Below are 16,490 nucleotides of genomic sequence, written 5' to 3' on the forward strand. Positions count from 1 at the left end.
CAAGGAACTTGTCGGTCCGGAGTTGCGTGGCCGTATGGTTCTGGAACCGGGTATGTCCGGCAAAGCGAGGCTCTTTTTCGCGGCCTACGGTCTTCTCGTCGTCGGGATCGTCGTCGCCCTCCGCGAACTCTTCGGAGTGAGCGGTGCCCCGCTCGCCGGCGCAGCGGTGGTAGTGGCCGTCGTGCTGTTCTGGGGCGGGCTGCGACCGGCGTATCGTCGCGTCGACGCCGGCGGGGGCGAGTGAGCATCCCGTTCCGTGGGTTCGACTCCCGAACGGTGCGCTCTGGGTCTCACTTCGTTCGACAGCAGAGCGGACGCGGCGGGACTCCCGCGAGCGAAGCGAGCGGGGGTACGCCGCGGGAGTGAGCGAAGCGAACGGACGCGGCGGGAGTCGAACCCGCGATCTAGGGGTTAGGAACCCCTCGCCCTGGTCCACTAGGCCACGCGTCCCACCGGCCGATTGTACAGCCACCGCTTAAACGAATTGGATTTCGCGAAAAGGACCGGGTGGGCGACAGCGCGTCAGTTCGTCTCGGTCGACGTCTCAGTCGATGTCGACGTCGTCTTCTCTTCTTCCTCTTCGTCGTCGCCTTCCATCTGGCTGAGCTCTTCTTCGATTTCCTCGCGGCCGCGTCTGAACTCGCCCATCGCCTGCCCCGTCGAACGGGCGAGTTTCGGGATCTTGTTGGCGCCGAACAGAAGCACCAGTATGAGCAGGACGACGAGCACTTCCGGCCCACCCGGCAGCCCCGGGAACAGTGGGGTGATAGTTCCGTACATCGCTACCAGAACCTAACCCAGTGGTAATTATAGGCTTTTTGCTCGGCTACCCCGAGCAAAAACGACCGCAGACGGACCGCCGGATGCGACGACGGAGGGCGAGATCACCGACAAGTGGGTGAGCGACGACCCCGGCGTCGAACCCGACTACGACGAGGTCGCCGCCGCGGCCGAGGACGCGAAGTCCGCCGAAATCGACGCCAACGCCCAAGACGCACGGTAGCGCTCGGCGGGAAGAGACGAGAGTAATTAGCATCAGTACACGACTCCCGCAGATACTTTGCCGCCGCCGGAGTAGCCGGTTCTATGGCGAACTCCAGCGGAAACGGCGGTCGCGAGTACGATCCCGACGCCGAGCACAACTTCCCCGACGAGCGGGTCAACGCGGTTCTCGACGAGATCCTCTCGGATCCGGAGGTCACGACCTACCTCGAAGCGCAAAACGTCAACGCCGTCCAGCGGAAGGGGTACAACGACCACGGAACGAAGCACATCGAGATCGTCCGCAATCGCGCGCTCTGTCTCTACGACCTCCTGAAGGGCGGCGACGTCGCGTGCAACGGGGCCGCAGATCAGGGCCTCGACGAGGCCGACGAACCGGTGATCCTCGCGCTGGCGGCCACGCTGCACGACATCGGTCACGTAGTCCACCGCGACGACCACGTCTACTACTCGATCCCGCTGGCGGCGGACCTCCTCGACCGACTCGTCCCGCAGTTGGGGTTCTACGACACCGAGGAGGCGGTCCGGCTGAAGGCCGAGGTGCTCCACGCGATCCTCTGTCACCACACCGCGGAGGACCCGCTGACGACGGAGGCGGGGATCATCCGCGTCGCCGACGCGCTGGACATGGAGCGCGGCCGCTCGCGCATCCCCTACGAGAAGGGCGGCCGCGGCATCAACACGCTGTCGAGTCAGGCCATCGAGAACGTCTCGTTGCGCCCGGGCGACGGGAAGGCCGTCCTCGTCGAGATCGAGATGATCAACGCCGCCGGCGTCTACCAGGTCGACAACCTGCTGAAGGCGAAACTCGACGGCTCGGGACTCGAAGAACACGTCCGCATCGTCGCGGTGAACACGAAGTCCGGCGACCAGCTCGTCGAGCGGATCGAACTGTGAGCGGCGAATCGAAATGCCGGACGACTCAGTCGTCGGCGGGCGAGATCTCTTCGAGACCGGCGACGGTGAGTTCGCCGCCGAGGGTCCGGTTCGGGTACGGGATGTCGATTCCCTCCTCGTCGAAGCGCTGTTTGACCGCCTGGACGTAGTCCGCGCGGGTCTTCACGAAGTCCGCGCGGCTCGGGTCCGAGATCCAGATGCGCGAGGTGAGCGTCACCGAGGAGTCGCCGAGTTCGGTCAGCCGTACCGAGGGTGCGGGGTCTTCGAGGATGTCCGCGTGCGCCTCGGCCTCCTCTATGATTATCTCGGTCGCTTTCTCCGTATCGTCGTCGTAGCCGATACCGAAGGGGACCTGCAGCCGGAGCTTGTCCTTCGCGACGGGGTTCTTGATGACGCCGTCGGTCAGCGCCGAGTTCGGCACCGTCAGCAGTTCGTTGTCGAACGTCCGAACCCGAGAGACGCGGAAGCTGATGTCCTCGACGACGCCCGAGTTCCCGTCCCACTGGATCCAGTCGCCGATCTTGAACGGCTTATCAGTATAAATGAAGATGCCCGCGACGAAGTTCTTCAGGACGTCCTGCATCGCGAAACCGATCGCCAGCGTGGCCGCGGCGGCGATCGTCGCGAGCGACTGGAGGAAGTTCGGATACCCCGCCGCGCCGAACGCCGCCGTGACGCCGGCGAAGCCGACGACGACGACGAGGAGTCGGCGGAGCGGCTTCTGGGCGTGTGATTCGAGCCCCCGAGAGTCCATCATCCGGGTCGCGATGGGCAGGAGCACGCTGCGCCCGATCACGAACACGACCGCGAACACGACGAGGAACGCGAGCGCCTGCCCGAGCAGGCTGGCGATCGCGTCCGGGACGCCGAACCCGGCCAGGAGTCCGGCGATCGAGTCGTTCAGGCCGATGCCGGCCTGCAGCGGGGCCCCGGCGCTCATCGGTGCAGGACCCCCGTGTTACCCCGCGTCTCGACGACCTCCGCGTCGGCGCGCTCGGCGAGTTCGGCGGCGAGTTCCTCTACGGTCGTGCCCCCGCGGGCCGCCCGGAGGAACTTCACCTTCACGAGCTCTCTGTCTTTCAACTGATCGGCCGCCTCCTCGACGACCGGATCGATCCCCCCTTTTCCCACCCAGACGGTGACGTCCAGGTCGTGGGCCGCCTTGCGCAGCTCCTGTTCGTCCATACGGCTTCGATACGTCGGCATCCGGTTTGAAACTTAAGACTCTCGACCAGTATCCGACCTCTCGGACGGCAGGCGTCCCTCGCTAGGCGTCTTCGTAGGGGTACCGTTTCGTCGCACCGCAGGCGAGACACCTGACGACGACGTGTCCGGACTGGAGTCGGACCCGCGCCGTCGCGCCGGGGCGGAGGTACGCGTCGCAGTCGTCACAGGTGAAGCGCCGGAACCGACGCGGGAGGCTGATCCGGTTCCGTTCGGCGATCCGGCGCGCGAGGCGCACGTACTCCCGGGCGAGGTCGACGTCAGCTCCGGCCGTCGCCTCCCGCGCGAGGTCGTGCAGTCGCTCGATTCGCTCGGCCGGGATGCCCATACGGGCGCACGGACTCGGGCGAACAAAGGCGTTCCGAGTCGTCTCCAATCGGTTCGGCAAGCCGTATTTCATTTTATTGTACTAACCGCACAATATTAATCCGTGGAGCACGAACTCGAAGTATGCGCATCGTATTCGCCACGGACCTCTCGGACGCGAACGAGGCGGCGATCCGGTCACGCACGTGCCTGGACTGCCTCGACAACATCGGCGTCACCGAGGTCCACCTCGTGACGGTCGTCCCCGACAACGTCTCCAGCGGCCTCCCGGGGATGGACGCCGCGACGGACACCCGGAAGTCGCTGAAACCCCAGCGCGACGTCTTCGAGTCGGCGGGGTTCGCCGTCGAGACGCACGTCGCCCGCGGGACGCCGCACCGACGGATCAACGGCTTCGCGGACCGCCTGGACGCGGATATGATCGTCGTCGGTTCGCGGGGCGAGAGCCCGCTCGCGAACCGGCTGGTCGGGAGCACCACGCGGAACGTCGCGCGGACGGCCACGCGCCCGCTGCTGGTCGAGCGGATCGCGCCCCCGGAGTCCGAAAAGGCCGTCGTCAAAGAGCACCTCTTCCAGCACGTCCTGTTCGCGACGGACTTCTCCGACAACGCCCGGCAGGCGTTCGACTTCCTCCCGATGCTGAAGGGGGCGACGCAGGCGGTCGACCTCCTGCACGTCCAGAAGGAGAACGCGAGCCCGGCGGTCGAAGACCCCCAACGGCGGCTGGAAGACCTCGCAGACGAGGTCGAACGCGAGATGGGAATCGAGGCGGGGATCAACGTCCGCGAGGGGAGCGCCGTCGACGAGATCCTCGAAGAGGAGACGCGCGTCGGCGCGACGACGACGCTGCTCGGGACGCGCGGGCGGAGTCGTCTCCGTCGCCTCCTCCTCGGAAGCGTCTCGGAGTCGATCGTCGCCCGCGGCAACAACAACGTCCTGCTCGTCCCGCCGTCGGGCGAGAGGCGCTGATACTGTCGGCTGCACCTATTTCGAGACATCCGCGACTCCGGGGTCGCGGCGTTCTTCATCGATGTACAGCCGGCAGTACGACGCGGGCGTCGCGACCGGGCGGCCCCGTGCGTCGCGGCCGCCGCCGCGCCCGTCGAGAGTCGCATATATAAATAGGGTCGCGAGGAAATCCACGACGACGTGGCTCTCCGCGCGCTCAACTACCTCGAACTCGAATCGCGGCTGGACCGCAGCGGCATCGGGACCGCGGCGGACCAGCAGCGGGCCGCCCTCGAACGGACGGACGTCGAGGTCGTGACCTCGCCGTGGCGCGGCGGGGACCTACCGACGGGCCTCCGGTCGGCCCTCTCCGGTCACGGCCTCTTCGGCGAGTACGACGTCGCCCACTGCAACCTCGTCGGCCCCGGCTCGCTCGCGGTGGCGCGCCGCGCGAAGCGCGACGGTACTCCCCTGATACTCCACACGCACGTGACGCGCGAGGACTTCGCGGAGTCGTTCCGGGGGTCGACGACCGTCGCGCCGGCGCTGGGGCGGTATCTGAAGTGGTTCTACTCGCAGGCGGACCTGGTGCTCTGTCCTTCGGAGTACACGAAGCGCGTCCTCGAATCGTACCCCGTCGACGCGCCGATCCGCCCGATGACGAACGGCGTCGACGTCGAGGCCTTAGAGGGGTTCGAGGACCTCCGCGGGGAGTACCGCGAACGCTACGACCTCGAGGGGACGGTCGTCTTCCTCGTCGGCAACGTCTTCGAGCGGAAGGGCCTCTCGACGTTCTGCCGGGTCGCGGAGGCGACGCCCTACGACTTCGCGTGGTTCGGACCCTACGACACCGGCCCGCACGCCTCGACGGCGGTCCGGCGGTGGACGTCGAACCCGCCCGAGAACGTCACGTTCACCGGCTGGATCGACGACATCCGGGGGGCGTACGGCGCGGGCGACGTCTACCTCTTCCCGACGAAGAACGAGAACCAGGGCATCGCCGTCCTCGAGGCGATGGCCTGCGGGAAGGCGGTCGTCCTCCGCGACATCCCGGTGTTCGAGGAGTTCTACACCGACGGCCACGACTGTCTCAAGTGCGAGACCGAAGCGGAGTTCGTCGACGCCGTCGAGCGTCTCGCGGAGGACGAGGACCTCCGCGAGCGACTCGGCGCAAACGCCCGGGAGACCGCGACGGAACACAGTCTGGATCGGGTCGGCGAGCGACTGGCGGCGACTTATCGGGAGGTCCGCGAGGCCAAGCGGGCGGGGCGGCCGGTCGACGTCGAGGAGTAGCGGCCCGACGACCGCGAGGTCGCCCGATCACGCGAGCGCGCGGACGGGCCACGCCGAACCAGTCCGATCGATTCGCAACGATTTAACCCTCCGTCCGTGAATCGTCGCCGATGGCTCCCGCCTCGGTCGCCGCCTTCACCGACACCTACCTGCCGACAGTCAACGGCGTCTCCTACACGATTCAGACGTGGCGGGACCGCTGGCGCGAGCGCGGCGGCACGATGCGGATCGTCTACCCCGGCAGCGCCGAGTACGACCCCGACCCCGAGGAGTATCCGGTTCGGAGCCTGCCGTTCCCGATGTACGAGGGCTTTCGCATCGGCACGCCGCGGGTCCCCGAGGCCGTCGAGGACGTCGACGTCGTCCACGCGCACACCCCGTTCGCCGTCGGCATCGGCGGGGCGCGACTCGCCCGCAGCGAGGACCTGCCGCTCGTGACCTCCTATCACACGCCGACCGCGGAGTACGCGGACTACCTCACGTCCCGACCGCGCGTCGAGCATAGCATCGAGCGACTGGCCGAGCGGTACGAGCGGTGGTTCCTCTCCCGCTCGGACGCGATCGTCTGTCCCAGCGCGGACGCCAGAGACCGCGTCCGCGAGACTGTGGACGTCGACACGCCGACGGTCGTGCTCTCGAACGGGGTCGACGTCGACTTCTTCGCGCCGACGGACCCCGACGCGTTCCGGGAACGCCACGGCCTTCCCGAAGGCCCGCTGATCGGCTACACCGGCCGCCACGGGTACGAGAAGAACCTCTCGGAGTTCGTCCGCGCGGCCGACGGCGTCGACGCGACGGTCGTCATCGGCGGCGACGGTCCCGCGCGCGGGGACCTCGAATCGCTGGCGGACAGCCTCGACGTCGACGCGCGGTTCCTCGGTTTTCTCCCCCGCGAGGAGCTGCCGGCCTTCTACTCCGCGCTCGACGCGTTCGTCTTCCCGAGTCCGGTCGAGACGCAGGGCCTCGTCGCGCTCGAGGCCAACGCCTGCGGGACGCCCGTCGTCGCGGTCGACGCGGGCGCGCTCTCGAACACGGTCGAGGACGGCGTCACGGGGTATCACTACGAGCACGGCGACGTGGCGGACTGCCGCGACGCGATCGGTCGGGTGCTCGACGAACGCGAGTCGCTCGCCGAATCCTGTCTGTCACACCGCGAGGAGTTGAGCGTCGAGCGCGTGGTCGATCAGCTCTCCGCGCTCTACGACCGGGTCATCGGCGAAAAGGGGTAGCCGCGGTTCGGTCGGGTCGCTCTTCCGCCCCACGTCCGGGGGCGGTCTGTGACCGTCGGTCCTCGGGGCGGTCGTCAGTCGTCGATATCTTCGACGGCCTGGGCGATGCGCTGGAGCTGTCGCGTCGCGTCGCGGACCTCGTCGCGGAGCTGTCGGACCTCCCGGACGAGTTCCTCGTTGCCCGCGGATTCGCTCTCCTCGGGACCGCCGCGGCCGCCGGGGCCGCCACCCATTCCGGGCGGGCCGCCGCCACCGCCCATTCCGCCGGGGCCGCCGCCGCCCATCATCCCGCTCATCATCTGTGCGAAGGGGTTGCCGCCGGCGCCGCCCGGACCGCCCCCGCCCATCATCTCCTCGGGGTCGGGGCGGTCGCCCTCCTCTCGCTCCTCGGCGCGTCGCTCGCGGATCTCCTCGACGCGCTCGCGGAACGATTTCTCCTCGGCGTCATCCGACGCCTCCGCGGCGTCGTCCTCGGATGGCGTCTTTTCGGCGTCGTTCTCGGCGGCGGGATCGTCTGATTCGTCCGACATACCTCCGAGTACAGACTCGCCCCGCAAATGACTGACGGTCGGGAGACGAATTCGGAGAGCGAAGGGAGCGGTGGCCTCGTTCGCGTCGACGTTACGCGACCGCGGAATCCTCTTTGTCCTCGCCGTTGGGCTGTGTCATCTGCTCGATGACGTCGTGGAGCGTGACGTCGTTGACGAGGATGACGTCGCCGACGGCGCGGACCCAGCGGTACGGCAGGATGACGCCCTTCTTGCTGCCGACGAGGTCAGAGAAGAGTTCGTCGTTGAGTTGCGTGAGCGCGAGTCCGGTCACGGCCTGCCGCTCGGTGAGATCGAGCCGGACGTCGGCGACCTCGCCGACGAACACGCCTTCGTTCGAGTACACCTCGCGGCCGACGAGGGTCGTGATCTTCTGGGGGGTCTCGTCCATACTCCGATGATCGGGAGGGTCCGTCTTAATTGTTGGTAGGGCGCGTCCGGGCCTCCGCAGAGCGGCTTCCAGCGGCGATGCGCAGCGAGCCCGTGAACTACCCCACCCTACCGCTCGCCTGATACCTCGCTGACGTCCGGTCGGTACAGGTCGCCCGATCGGCGGAGACGCCCTCGAATATCAGGCGGCGTCGAACTCTTCGCCGGTCACGCGGACGGTCACCGTCTCCTCCACCTCTCGAAGGTCGTATCCGGGGACGGTTCCGTCCGGCCGCCGGGTGACGTACATCGGCTCGACCAGCCGTCCCTCCTCGACGCCGTAGATCGCGAGGCGTTCGCCGGTCTCCCCGGGCCGTACGTCGCCGTCGCGGACGGCGGCCGCCAGCGAGCGGCTCAACCACTCGTCGGCGGCGATGCTCGGCTCGCGGACGAGCGCGAGGTCGACGAACCGGACGAGATACCAGTTCAGGTCGTTGCACAGCGAGACGGCCGCGCCGAGGCTCACCGTGTCGACCGCCAGCGAGTTCTCGAACGGGGCGTACCGCTGGTACGTCGAGAGCGCCTCGCGTGCGGTCTCCCGCGAGAGCAGTTCGTACTGCACGTCGACGTCTTCGGAACCGACGAAGCAGACGCGCGTCACGGGCGGGTGACCGAAAGTGGACGAGAGGCTCGCTTACGGAGCGGTGCGCGTACCGTGTACGGAGAGGCGTGAATCATAACTGGCAGCGTCGAGGGCGTCGAGAGATGTCAGAACGGTCGAGAAGGAGGGATAAATCGATTGCGGTCGGACGCCTTGTCACCGGCGGTTGCCGGACTCAACCGCGCCCGGCGTCAGCGGTTGCCGGTCTCGTCGAGCCAGGCGGCGGCACACCCCTCGTCGCAGAAGGCGAGGAGCCGACGCTCTCGGGTCAGCTTCGACCCCGCTTCGGGCGTCCGCTCCCGGTCGAGTTCCACCTGGTAGTGCGGGCCCCGGAGGTCGACGCGCTCGCCGCAGGTCGGACACGTCTCGCTCGCGGCGTCCCAGTCGCTGCGCGGGACCACCTGCCTCACGGTCCACTCCTCGTCCGACGGCGGCGGGGCGGGACGGCACGTCTTTGACATTACCAGTTCGTACGGTCCGAAGGTATGTAAATCCATTTTTGCCCAATCTATCACGCAATAAGCAACAATGATTACCTTCTCTTCGGTGTGAGGTGAACATACACATAGAAAGTTGTGCGTCGCGTTCGCACGGGACGCACCGGCGGTCTCGCGCGAACCGCCGCGTCGAGAGCGAGGGGGCCCGGCGCCGGGACGCCGGCCACGAAACGGTCCGGCCTCAGAGCGGTCCGACCTCAGAGCGATCCGATCTCAGAGCGATTCAACGTCAGAGAGAGCCGAGTTCGGCGCTTCGCCCCGCCTCCCGCGCCGTGTCCAGGAGTCCGTCGGGCTCGGCGTCCAGCACGTCGTCGAGCGTCGCGTTCGTCTCGGGGTGGGCGGGCGCGATCCTGTCACAGCCGACGGGCAGCGTCGCGTCGGTGTACGTTCCGAGTTCCCGCGCCATCGCCACGATGTCGGGCTTGTCCTCGGTGAGCAGCGGGCGGTGGACCGGCAGCGACGCCGCGGCGTCGGTGACCGCCAGGTTCCAGCCGGTCTGACTCGACTTCTGTCCCAGCGCCTCCCCCGTCGCGACGCTGTGGGCGTCGACCGTCTCGGCGACGCCCTCGGCCGCGGCCAGCATCGCGCGGCGGAGCGACAGCATCCGCGTGTGCTCTGCGCTCTCGACGACGCGATCGACGAGTCCGCCGCCGTCGACGATCCGGGGGCGCAGGTCCGCTCGGGGGGCGCGCTCGGCGACCGTCCGGACGGCTTCGAGCGCGCGAGCGCGGTGGTCCGCGCCGCCGTACGCGCCGAGATCGACGTAGACGGGGACCGCGACGCACCCGCGTCGGAGGAGTCGCCACATCGCGACCGGGGAGTCGAGGCCGCCGCTGACGAGGACGGCCACACGCCCCTGCGTCCCGACGGGGAGCCCGCCTGGACCCTCGAACCGAGTCGCGGAGACGAACGCCTCCCGCTCGCGGACCTCGATCCGGTAGGTCCGGTCGGGGTCGTCGAGGTCCACCGACGCGCCGGTGACCTCGCCGACGACCCGTCCCGCCTCGACGTCGACGTCTCGGCTCGAAAAGTCGTGTGCGTCCGCGGGGCCGATCCGGTCGCTGTCGACCGCGTACGTCTCAGAGGCGTCGTGCGGGCCGGCCGTGGCGAGCCGGCGGACCGCCGTTCGGATCGCCGTCATCTCGGGGTCGACCGCGACGGCGGGGCGGGCGAACGCGATCCCGGGCAGCGTCGCGGCGACGCGGGCGGCCGCCCTCGGGCGATCGGTCCGGACTACGATCCGCGACCACGGGCGCTCGACGGCGGCCGCGATCCCGTCGGCCTCCAGGGCGGCCTCGACGTCGCGGGCGACCCGCTCGGCCATCTGCGCGCGGACGCCGCTGCTCTTGGTCCCGAAGTCGCCGTGACCGATCAGGACCGCGTTCGTCGGGTTCGTCGGGCCGGCCGGCCCGCCGGTCCCGTCGGCGTCCGCGCTCTCGGCGGCTGGGCGGTCGGCGTCCGTGTCCTCGCGGTCCGCGTCGTTCGTTCCGCTCACACGTTCGGTTTCGCGGCGAGCGGCTTCAGAACGTCGAAAGCTCGCCGTCGATGACGCGGCGGGTGATGTCGGTGACGTTCGCCAGCCGATCGTCGATCTGCGAGCGGATCTCCGGTTCGATGTCGGCGAGGTCGACGCCCGCCTCGGTGACGACCTTCGCGTCGGCGACGTGCGGTCGATCGATCGGGCGGCCGATCTGCGAGAGGAGCCGGATCTGGAGGTCGCGGATGCCGTCGACGTCGGCGACGACGGACTCGGCGATGTCGGTCGACAGCAGGTTGTAGATCTTCCCGATGTGGTTGACGGGGTTCTTCCCGGAGGTCGCCTCCATGCTCATCGGGCGGTTCGGCGTGATGAGCCCGTTGGCGCGGTTGCCGCGGCCGACGGAGCCGTCGTCGCCCATCTCCGCGCTGGTGCCGGTGACCGTCAGGTAGATCGACCCCGCCTCGTAGTCGTCGGCGGTGTTGACCTCGACGCGGACCTCGCGGTCGGTGAGGCCGCGGGCGACGTCGCCCACGTAGGCGCGGACGCGCTCGACCGCGTCGTCGTACTCGTCGAGGTCCTCTACGTAGGAGTCGACCATCGCGGCGGCGACGGTGATGTCGATCAGGTCGCCCTCCCGCTTGCCCATCACCTTCACGTCCGGGCCGAGTTCGGGGTGATCGGCGGCGTAGGGGCCGTTGAGTTCCTCTTCGACGGTCAGAACGATCTCCTCGGTCTCGGTCAGCGGCGCGTGTCCGACCCCGTAGGAGGTGTCGTTCGACATCGGGACCTCCGCGCCGTCCTCGCCGAAGACGTCTTGGAGGTCGCCCGATCCCTCGCCGATCCGGGTGTCGACGACGATGTCGGTGCCGACGTCGAGTTCCGGGATGTGTTCGTTGAGGTAGTCGCGGGCGGCCGAGAGCGCGGTCGCGTCGACCGGAAGCCGCTCGCCGCCGTACTCCCTGGTCGCGCGGCCGACGATGAGGACGTAGATCGGTTCGACGACCTCGCCGCCGCCGTAGGTCGGCGCGGACTCGCCGGCGACCAGTTGCGTCTCGTCGGTGTTGTAGTGAAGCACGCGTCCCACGCGATCGAGGTAGAGCTGCGAGAGCGCCCGCGAGACGGCCTCGGCGATACCGTCACAGATCGAGTCGGGGTGGCCGAGCCCCTTCCGCTCGACGATCTCGACCCCCTGGTCCTCGACGGCGGTCCGGTCTGCGGCTTCGATGGAGATGTTCCGTTCGGTCATTGCCGGACGCTACTTTCCCGGCCGTTCTATAACTTGCGGAAAACTTCGTCAGTGTTATTATTACCACCGGATATCCGAACGGAGCGCCCCGTTTACTCCGAATCGTCGAGGAGCAGGCCGAGATACGAGGTTCGGATCTGCTCGTCGGGATCGAGGCCCAACCGACGGAGGACGTCGAACGCGCCCTCGCGGACGGAGTCCACGTCCGCACCCTCGCTCGCCTCGGCCTCGACCTCGACGAACTCGCCGAGGCCGTCGACGCGATCCAGCGTGACGGTGTAGCCGTCGAGGTCGAAGAACTCTCGCTCCTTCTCGACGACCGCCGCCGGTTCGAACCCGAGGCCGTCGAAGATGGCCGCGGCGGCGTCGCCGTCGGCGACGGCCGTCTCGTGTTCCTCGCGGGTCTTCGACGCCGCGTCGATCAGCGGCCCCTTGTACGTGATTTTTGTCGTTTCGGCGTCGGCCGGGTCGTGGTCGTCCGCGCCGCCGGAATCGCGGTCGTCCGCGTCCCCGGAACCGTCGTCGTCCGCGTCGGGGTCTCGCCTCTCCTGCCGGAGACGGAGCGCCTCGTCGGTCTCGGCGAAGTCGCGGTGGGGCGCGTCGTAGTACGTGTCGACCTGCGTGACCCGTTCGACGCGTTCGGCGTCGGCGTCCCGGAGACGCCTCTCGACCTCGCCGTGTGACGCGGGCACTTTGACCTCGACTTCGTACATACGCGGCCGGTCGGACGGGACGCAGAAAGTCGATGCGGTCGATCGCGACGGGGGCTAGTGATTTATTATTAATAATGATGTATTTTCAACGAGGACAATGAGCAGCGAGACATCCGAAACACCGGGAAACGTAGTGGAAGAGGAACTGATCGACCCGGCCGAGATACCGATCACCGCTCGCGTGGTCCTCGCAGCGATGGGCGGGGGGCTGCTCGGAACGGTCGCGATGTTACCCGTACTCGTCGGTCTCCCCGGACTCCTGGGGCTGTTCCGGACCGAACCGGTGACGCGGTTCGCCGGATTCGCGGAGTTCTTCGGCCTGGAACCGACGGTGACGCTCGGAATCGCGCTGTTCGGATTCGGCGGCACCGTCGCGTTGCCGCTGACGTTCCTCGTCGTGGGCGCGTTCCTCCCGCCGGAGGCGCCGCGATACCTCCGCGGTGCGACGTTCGCGACGGCGTTCTGGTTCGGGTTCCTCCCGGGGTTCTGGCCGAGCGCCGGACTCCTCACGACCGCGTCGTACGTGCTGTTCTCCCTCGCGGGACACTGGGTCTACGGACTGACGCTCGGATACGTGCTGACGAGGACCACGGGGTTGCCACAGCACGAGGTGTAAACGCCCACAAACCTGCGCATAATTTATAACTATTGTTCCGCATATTCTATGTGGGCGTGGTAGTGATGAACGGACACGCCGCGGGGTCGATTCCGGCGATACCGCTGCAACCGGAGCTGATCCCGCGAGGAACCCGAACGGTCGTCTTCGAGCGCATCTTCGAGGTGTTTCTGGGGCTCGGAACGCTCGTCGGCGTCGTCGTGGTCGCGTATATGCTTTATAACGCGTACAGGTACCGCGACGGGGAGCACCGCGAGGACGACTTCGAGCCGCCGACGCTCGGTGAACTGCCGACGGGAGGGGGCGGCGGCCGGAAGCTGTTCACCTCGTTCGCGCTCAGTACGGTCATCGTCGTCTCGCTCATCGCCTGGACCTACGGGACGCTCCTGTACGTCGAGGACCCGCCGGAACCCGAGATGGAAGTCGGCGTCGAGGGCTACCGGTTCGGCTGGGAGTTCACGTATCCGAACGGCTACTCCGAGGACGGCGTCCTCCGCGTGCCCGCCGACGAGGTGATCCGACTCCGGGTCACCTCCAGCGACGTGTTCCACAACTTCGGCGTGCCGGAGTTGCGCGTCAAGACGGACGCCGTCCCCGGACAGACCACGACGACGTGGTTCGAGGCCGACGAGACGGGGAACTACACCGCACAGTGTTACGAACTCTGCGGGAGCGGCCACTCGTACATGACGGCGACCGTCGTGGTGATGGAGCCCGACGAGTACCGCGAGTGGTACGCGAACACGACGGCAAACGGCTCATGACCGACGAAGAACCCCTCGGATCGAACGGGCCCGCCGACCAGGCGGTCGGGAGCGACGCCGCCGGTGATGCGGTGGCTGGTAGCGACACGAGCGGTGGGGAAGCGATCGACGGTGACACGGGCGGAGCGGAAGCGCCCGACGACGACATCGGAGGCGGGGAAGCGACCGACGGCGGGACCGTGACCGGCGAGGAGATCCCGGTCGAGGGCGCCGTGTCCGACGCGTTGGCCGCGGCGACGCACCCCTCCCGGTCCACCGTCCGTCACTGGCTGACGACGACGAACCACAAGGACGTCGGGATCCTCTACATCGTCACGTCGCTGTTCTTCCTGCTCCTCGGCGGGCTGCTCGCCTGGCTGATGCGGATCCAGCTGTGGGAGCCCCGCGCCGTCGGCGAGGGAGTTCTCGGGCCGATGGCGTACAACCAGGCCGTCTCCGCGCACGGGTTGGTGATGGTGTTCTGGTTCCTCTCGCCCTTCGCGTTCGGCTTCGCGAACTACATTGTCCCGCTGCAGATGGGCGCCGACGACCTCGCGTTCCCCCGGCTCAACGCGCTCAGTTTCTGGCTGTACCTCTCTTCGGGGCTGCTGTTCGTGGTCTCGTTCTTCCAGGGCGGGACCTTCGCTGGCGGGTGGACGATGTACGCGCCGTTGAATCTCCCGACGTTCACCCCGGACGTCGGTGCGAACACCGCGATTCTCGCGCTCGTCCTCTTCGTCGCCTCGGTCACCGTCTCCTCGGTGAACTTCCTGACGACGATGCACCGGATGCGCGCGGAGGGGCTGACGCTCCGGCGACTCCCGATCTTCTCGTGGTCGATTCTCCTCACCGTCTGGATGATGCTCTTCGCCTTCGCGGCGCTTTTGGCGGCGCTTCTGATCCTCTCGTCGGACCGCATCCTCGGGACGGCCTACTTCGTCCAGGAGACCGCGGGCGGGACGCTGCTGTGGACGCACCTGTTCTGGTTCTTCGGCCACCCGGAGGTGTACATCGTCTTCTTCCCGGCGCTGGGGATCATGGCGGAGGTGTTCCAGACGTTCACCGGCCGGCGCATCGTCGGGCGGAAGTGGTTCATCGCCGCGATGGTGCTCGTCGCGCTCCAGAGCTTCGTCGTCTGGATGCACCACATGTTCCTGACGGGCATCAACCTCGAGATCAAGACGCTGTTCATGGTGACGACCATCGGCATCTCCCTGCCCTTCGACCTGATGGTGTTCGCGCTGATCTACACGCTCGTGAAGGGGCGCGTCCGGTTCACGACGCCGTTCCTCTTCGCCTTCGGCGGGCTGATACTGTTCATCCTCGGCGGCATCACCGGGGTCTTCCTCGGGGCCATCGTCCTCGACTACGAGTTCCGCGGGACCTACTGGGTCGTCGCGCACTTCCACTACGTGATGGTCGGTGGGGTGACCGCACTCGTCGGCGGCCTCTACTACTGGTTCCCGAAGATCACCGGGAGGATGTACGACGAGTTCCTCGGGAAGGCGCACTTCACCGCGTACTTCGCCGGGTTCAACCTGCTTTACTTCCCGATGTTCGTCGCCTGGGAGACGCCGCGGCGCGTCTTCCAGTACGACGCCTGGATGGCCCCCTGGCACAAACTGGCCACCGTGGGCGCGTTCATTCTGGGGCTCTCCTTCGTCATTATGTTCTACAACCTGACGAAGAGCGCGTTCGACGGCGAGCGCGTCGGCAACGCGCCCTGGGAGTTCTCTCGGACCGCCGAGTGGGCCGTCCCCTCGCCGCCGCCGACGGGGAACTTCCCCGGCGTCCCCTCCTACAGCGACGGCCGCCTCTCCTTCCGGTCGCGGGAGGCCACCGACGGGGGCGCCGCGGCCGCGGCGGGGTCGACGCAGGCCGACGGCGGCGGCGCAGTCGACGCCCACGCGGGCGCCCACGACCACGGCGACCACGCCAGCGTCTGGCCGCTCGCGGTCAGCGTCGGGGCCTTCCTGCTGTTCCTCGGGCTCTCCGGCGTCCGACAGGGATCGCTCGTGGAGGGGATAGCCGGATCGTTCTACCTCTTCGCCGCGGTCGCCGGCGGAATCGTCGTCCTCGGATCGCTCGTCGCGTGGGCGCTCGAACCGTTCGACGCGCCCGAGGGCGGCTTCGGCGAGGCGTGGCCGTTCGACGGCGTCGAGAACGGGAAGGTCGGGATGTGGATCTTCCTCGCCTCCGACGTGGTGCTCTTCGGCGGTTTCATCGGCGCGTACGTGTTCACCCGCGTCGCGGCGGGGTGGGTCGGCTGGCAGCCGGTCCCTGAGGACCCGATCCCCGGCCTGGTGAACACGTACATCCTGCTCGCGAGCAGTTTCACCGTCGTCCTCGCGCTGGTCGCGGCGCAGAAGGAGCACCGGTGGGGCGTCGTCGCCAGCCTGACGGCGACGATCGCGCTCGGCATCGGCTTCCTCGGGAACAAGGCCCTGGAGTGGCGGCACCTGTTCCACACGGGTGTCGAGCCGACCGCGACGATTCAGACCTCGACGTTCTTCTTGACGACCGGCCTCCACGCCGCACACGTCGTCGCGGGACTGATCGGCGCGCTGTACCTCCTCGGACGGTCGCTCGGCGGGGCGTACCTGACCGACCACCGACCGGTGGAGTACTTCGGCCTGTACTGGCACTTCGTGGACATCGTCTGGCTGTTCCTCTTCCCGCTGTTCTACATCCTATAAG

19 protein-coding genes, 1 tRNA gene and 1 pseudogene are annotated in these 16,490 nt (G+C 68.0%); 9 read left to right on the forward strand and 12 right to left on the reverse strand.

Going from position 1 to position 16,490, the window contains the following annotated elements:
- Positions 1-34: 34 nt before the first annotated feature.
- Positions 35-244, forward strand: a complete 210-nt coding sequence (locus DV707_RS11865) for a hypothetical protein (RefSeq protein WP_103991500.1) — start codon at positions 35-37, stop codon at positions 242-244.
- A gap of 132 nt (positions 245-376) precedes the next feature.
- Here the strand turns inward: DV707_RS11865 and DV707_RS11870 are convergent.
- Positions 377-450: transfer RNA gene (locus tag DV707_RS11870), tRNA-Arg, on the reverse strand.
- Positions 451-522: 72 nt separating this feature from the next.
- Positions 523-780 carry a twin-arginine translocase TatA/TatE family subunit gene (tatA, locus tag DV707_RS11875; RefSeq protein WP_103991499.1) on the reverse strand — a complete coding sequence of 86 codons (258 nt, stop codon included), beginning with the start codon at positions 778-780 and terminating at the stop codon, positions 523-525.
- Positions 781-874: 94 nt separating this feature from the next.
- Here tatA and DV707_RS11880 point away from each other — a divergent pair.
- Positions 875-1,003, forward strand: a pseudogene (locus DV707_RS11880) (peroxiredoxin); the annotation flags it as partial.
- 83 nt (positions 1,004-1,086) lie between these two features.
- Positions 1,087-1,899, forward strand: coding sequence for an HD domain-containing protein (locus DV707_RS11885; RefSeq protein ID WP_103991498.1), 813 nt, complete (start codon positions 1,087-1,089; stop codon positions 1,897-1,899).
- Positions 1,900-1,924: 25 nt separating this feature from the next.
- Here the strand turns inward: DV707_RS11885 and DV707_RS11890 are convergent, their stop codons facing one another.
- From DV707_RS11890 to DV707_RS11900, 3 genes are all read right to left on the reverse strand, one after another.
- Positions 1,925-2,839: a mechanosensitive ion channel family protein gene (locus DV707_RS11890; protein WP_103991497.1), complete on the reverse strand. Its 915-nt coding sequence runs from the start codon at positions 2,837-2,839 to the stop codon at positions 1,925-1,927.
- Entirely contained in the window at positions 2,836-3,084 is a 249-nt protein-coding gene (locus DV707_RS11895) for a YhbY family RNA-binding protein (protein WP_103991496.1), read from the reverse strand. Before DV707_RS11895 ends, DV707_RS11890 begins: the two co-directional genes overlap by 4 nt.
- 82 nt (positions 3,085-3,166) lie before the next feature.
- Positions 3,167-3,451: a ribonuclease P protein component 4 gene (locus DV707_RS11900; RefSeq protein ID WP_103991495.1), complete on the reverse strand. Its 285-nt coding sequence runs from the start codon at positions 3,449-3,451 to the stop codon at positions 3,167-3,169.
- A gap of 122 nt (positions 3,452-3,573) precedes the next feature.
- Between DV707_RS11900 and DV707_RS11905 the strand changes: the two genes are divergently transcribed.
- The 3 genes from DV707_RS11905 (at position 3,574) to DV707_RS11915 (ending at position 6,920) form a co-directional block, all read left to right on the forward strand.
- Entirely contained in the window at positions 3,574-4,419 is an 846-nt protein-coding gene (locus DV707_RS11905; protein WP_103991494.1) for a universal stress protein, read from the forward strand.
- A 180-nt stretch (positions 4,420-4,599) separates the two neighbouring features.
- Entirely contained in the window at positions 4,600-5,691 is a 1,092-nt protein-coding gene (locus DV707_RS11910) for a glycosyltransferase family 4 protein (protein ID WP_103991493.1), read from the forward strand.
- Between the two features lie 110 nt (positions 5,692-5,801).
- The gene (locus DV707_RS11915; RefSeq protein WP_103991492.1) at positions 5,802-6,920 is read left to right on the forward strand and encodes a glycosyltransferase; all 1,119 of its coding nucleotides are present in this window, start codon (positions 5,802-5,804) and stop codon (positions 6,918-6,920) included.
- Between the two features lie 74 nt (positions 6,921-6,994).
- Here DV707_RS11915 and DV707_RS11920 read toward each other — a convergent pair whose 3' ends face one another.
- From DV707_RS11920 to cyaB, 7 genes are all read right to left on the reverse strand, one after another.
- Positions 6,995-7,450 (reverse strand): hypothetical protein, encoded by a 456-nt coding sequence (locus DV707_RS11920; RefSeq protein ID WP_103991491.1) that lies wholly within the window; start codon positions 7,448-7,450, stop codon positions 6,995-6,997.
- 91 nt (positions 7,451-7,541) lie between these two features.
- Positions 7,542-7,859: a PRC-barrel domain-containing protein gene (locus DV707_RS11925; RefSeq protein WP_103991490.1), complete on the reverse strand. Its 318-nt coding sequence runs from the start codon at positions 7,857-7,859 to the stop codon at positions 7,542-7,544.
- 180 nt (positions 7,860-8,039) lie between these two features.
- On the reverse strand, positions 8,040-8,498 hold the full coding sequence (locus DV707_RS11930; protein ID WP_103991489.1) for a DUF5804 family protein: 459 nt from the start codon (positions 8,496-8,498) through the stop codon (positions 8,040-8,042).
- A 191-nt stretch (positions 8,499-8,689) separates the two neighbouring features.
- A complete protein-coding gene (locus DV707_RS11935) occupies positions 8,690-8,959 on the reverse strand; it encodes a hypothetical protein (protein WP_103991488.1) in 270 nt (89 codons plus the stop codon).
- Between the two features lie 265 nt (positions 8,960-9,224).
- On the reverse strand, positions 9,225-10,370 hold the full coding sequence (locus DV707_RS11940; RefSeq protein ID WP_235010787.1) for a tRNA sulfurtransferase: 1,146 nt from the start codon (positions 10,368-10,370) through the stop codon (positions 9,225-9,227).
- Between the two features lie 145 nt (positions 10,371-10,515).
- Positions 10,516-11,721, reverse strand: coding sequence for a methionine adenosyltransferase (locus tag DV707_RS11945; RefSeq protein ID WP_103991487.1), 1,206 nt, complete (start codon positions 11,719-11,721; stop codon positions 10,516-10,518).
- 92 nt (positions 11,722-11,813) lie between these two features.
- Positions 11,814-12,434 carry a class IV adenylate cyclase gene (gene cyaB / locus DV707_RS11950; protein WP_103991486.1) on the reverse strand — a complete coding sequence of 207 codons (621 nt, stop codon included), beginning with the start codon at positions 12,432-12,434 and terminating at the stop codon, positions 11,814-11,816.
- 97 nt (positions 12,435-12,531) lie between these two features.
- Between cyaB and DV707_RS11955 the strand changes: the two genes are divergently transcribed.
- The 3 genes from DV707_RS11955 to DV707_RS11965 all read left to right on the forward strand — a co-directional run bounded on the left by DV707_RS11955 (position 12,532) and on the right by DV707_RS11965 (position 16,489).
- Positions 12,532-13,050, forward strand: a complete 519-nt coding sequence (locus DV707_RS11955; protein WP_103991485.1) for a DUF6789 family protein — start codon at positions 12,532-12,534, stop codon at positions 13,048-13,050.
- A 65-nt stretch (positions 13,051-13,115) separates the two neighbouring features.
- Entirely contained in the window at positions 13,116-13,814 is a 699-nt protein-coding gene (coxB, locus tag DV707_RS11960) for a cytochrome c oxidase subunit II (RefSeq protein WP_103991484.1), read from the forward strand.
- The gene (locus DV707_RS11965; protein WP_235010766.1) at positions 13,781-16,489 is read left to right on the forward strand and encodes a cbb3-type cytochrome c oxidase subunit I; all 2,709 of its coding nucleotides are present in this window, start codon (positions 13,781-13,783) and stop codon (positions 16,487-16,489) included. The genes coxB and DV707_RS11965 overlap by 34 nt, the downstream gene beginning before the upstream one ends.
- Position 16,490 lies beyond the last annotated feature (1 nt).

The sequence above is a fragment of the Halobellus limi genome (genome assembly GCF_004799685.1).
Lineage (GTDB): Archaea > Halobacteriota > Halobacteria > Halobacteriales > Haloferacaceae > Haloquadratum > Haloquadratum limi.

Coding starts and splice junctions, on each gene's coding strand:
- DV707_RS11895 (WP_103991496.1), bottom strand. CDS start 3,084: ATGGACGAACAGGAGCTGCGCAAGGCGGCCCACGACCTGGACGTCACC.
- DV707_RS11935 (WP_103991488.1), bottom strand. CDS start 8,959: ATGTCAAAGACGTGCCGTCCCGCCCCGCCGCCGTCGGACGAGGAGTGG.
- DV707_RS11955 (WP_103991485.1), top strand. CDS start 12,532: ATGAGCAGCGAGACATCCGAAACACCGGGAAACGTAGTGGAAGAGGAA.
- DV707_RS11865 (WP_103991500.1), top strand. CDS start 35: ATGGTTCTGGAACCGGGTATGTCCGGCAAAGCGAGGCTCTTTTTCGCG.
- tatA (WP_103991499.1), bottom strand. CDS start 780: ATGTACGGAACTATCACCCCACTGTTCCCGGGGCTGCCGGGTGGGCCG.
- DV707_RS11915 (WP_103991492.1), top strand. CDS start 5,802: ATGGCTCCCGCCTCGGTCGCCGCCTTCACCGACACCTACCTGCCGACA.
- DV707_RS11885 (WP_103991498.1), top strand. CDS start 1,087: ATGGCGAACTCCAGCGGAAACGGCGGTCGCGAGTACGATCCCGACGCC.
- coxB (WP_103991484.1), top strand. CDS start 13,116: ATGAACGGACACGCCGCGGGGTCGATTCCGGCGATACCGCTGCAACCG.
- DV707_RS11900 (WP_103991495.1), bottom strand. CDS start 3,451: ATGGGCATCCCGGCCGAGCGAATCGAGCGACTGCACGACCTCGCGCGG.
- DV707_RS11945 (WP_103991487.1), bottom strand. CDS start 11,721: ATGACCGAACGGAACATCTCCATCGAAGCCGCAGACCGGACCGCCGTC.
- DV707_RS11925 (WP_103991490.1), bottom strand. CDS start 7,859: ATGGACGAGACCCCCCAGAAGATCACGACCCTCGTCGGCCGCGAGGTG.
- DV707_RS11905 (WP_103991494.1), top strand. CDS start 3,574: ATGCGCATCGTATTCGCCACGGACCTCTCGGACGCGAACGAGGCGGCG.
- cyaB (WP_103991486.1), bottom strand. CDS start 12,434: ATGTACGAAGTCGAGGTCAAAGTGCCCGCGTCACACGGCGAGGTCGAG.
- DV707_RS11920 (WP_103991491.1), bottom strand. CDS start 7,450: ATGTCGGACGAATCAGACGATCCCGCCGCCGAGAACGACGCCGAAAAG.
- DV707_RS11890 (WP_103991497.1), bottom strand. CDS start 2,839: ATGAGCGCCGGGGCCCCGCTGCAGGCCGGCATCGGCCTGAACGACTCG.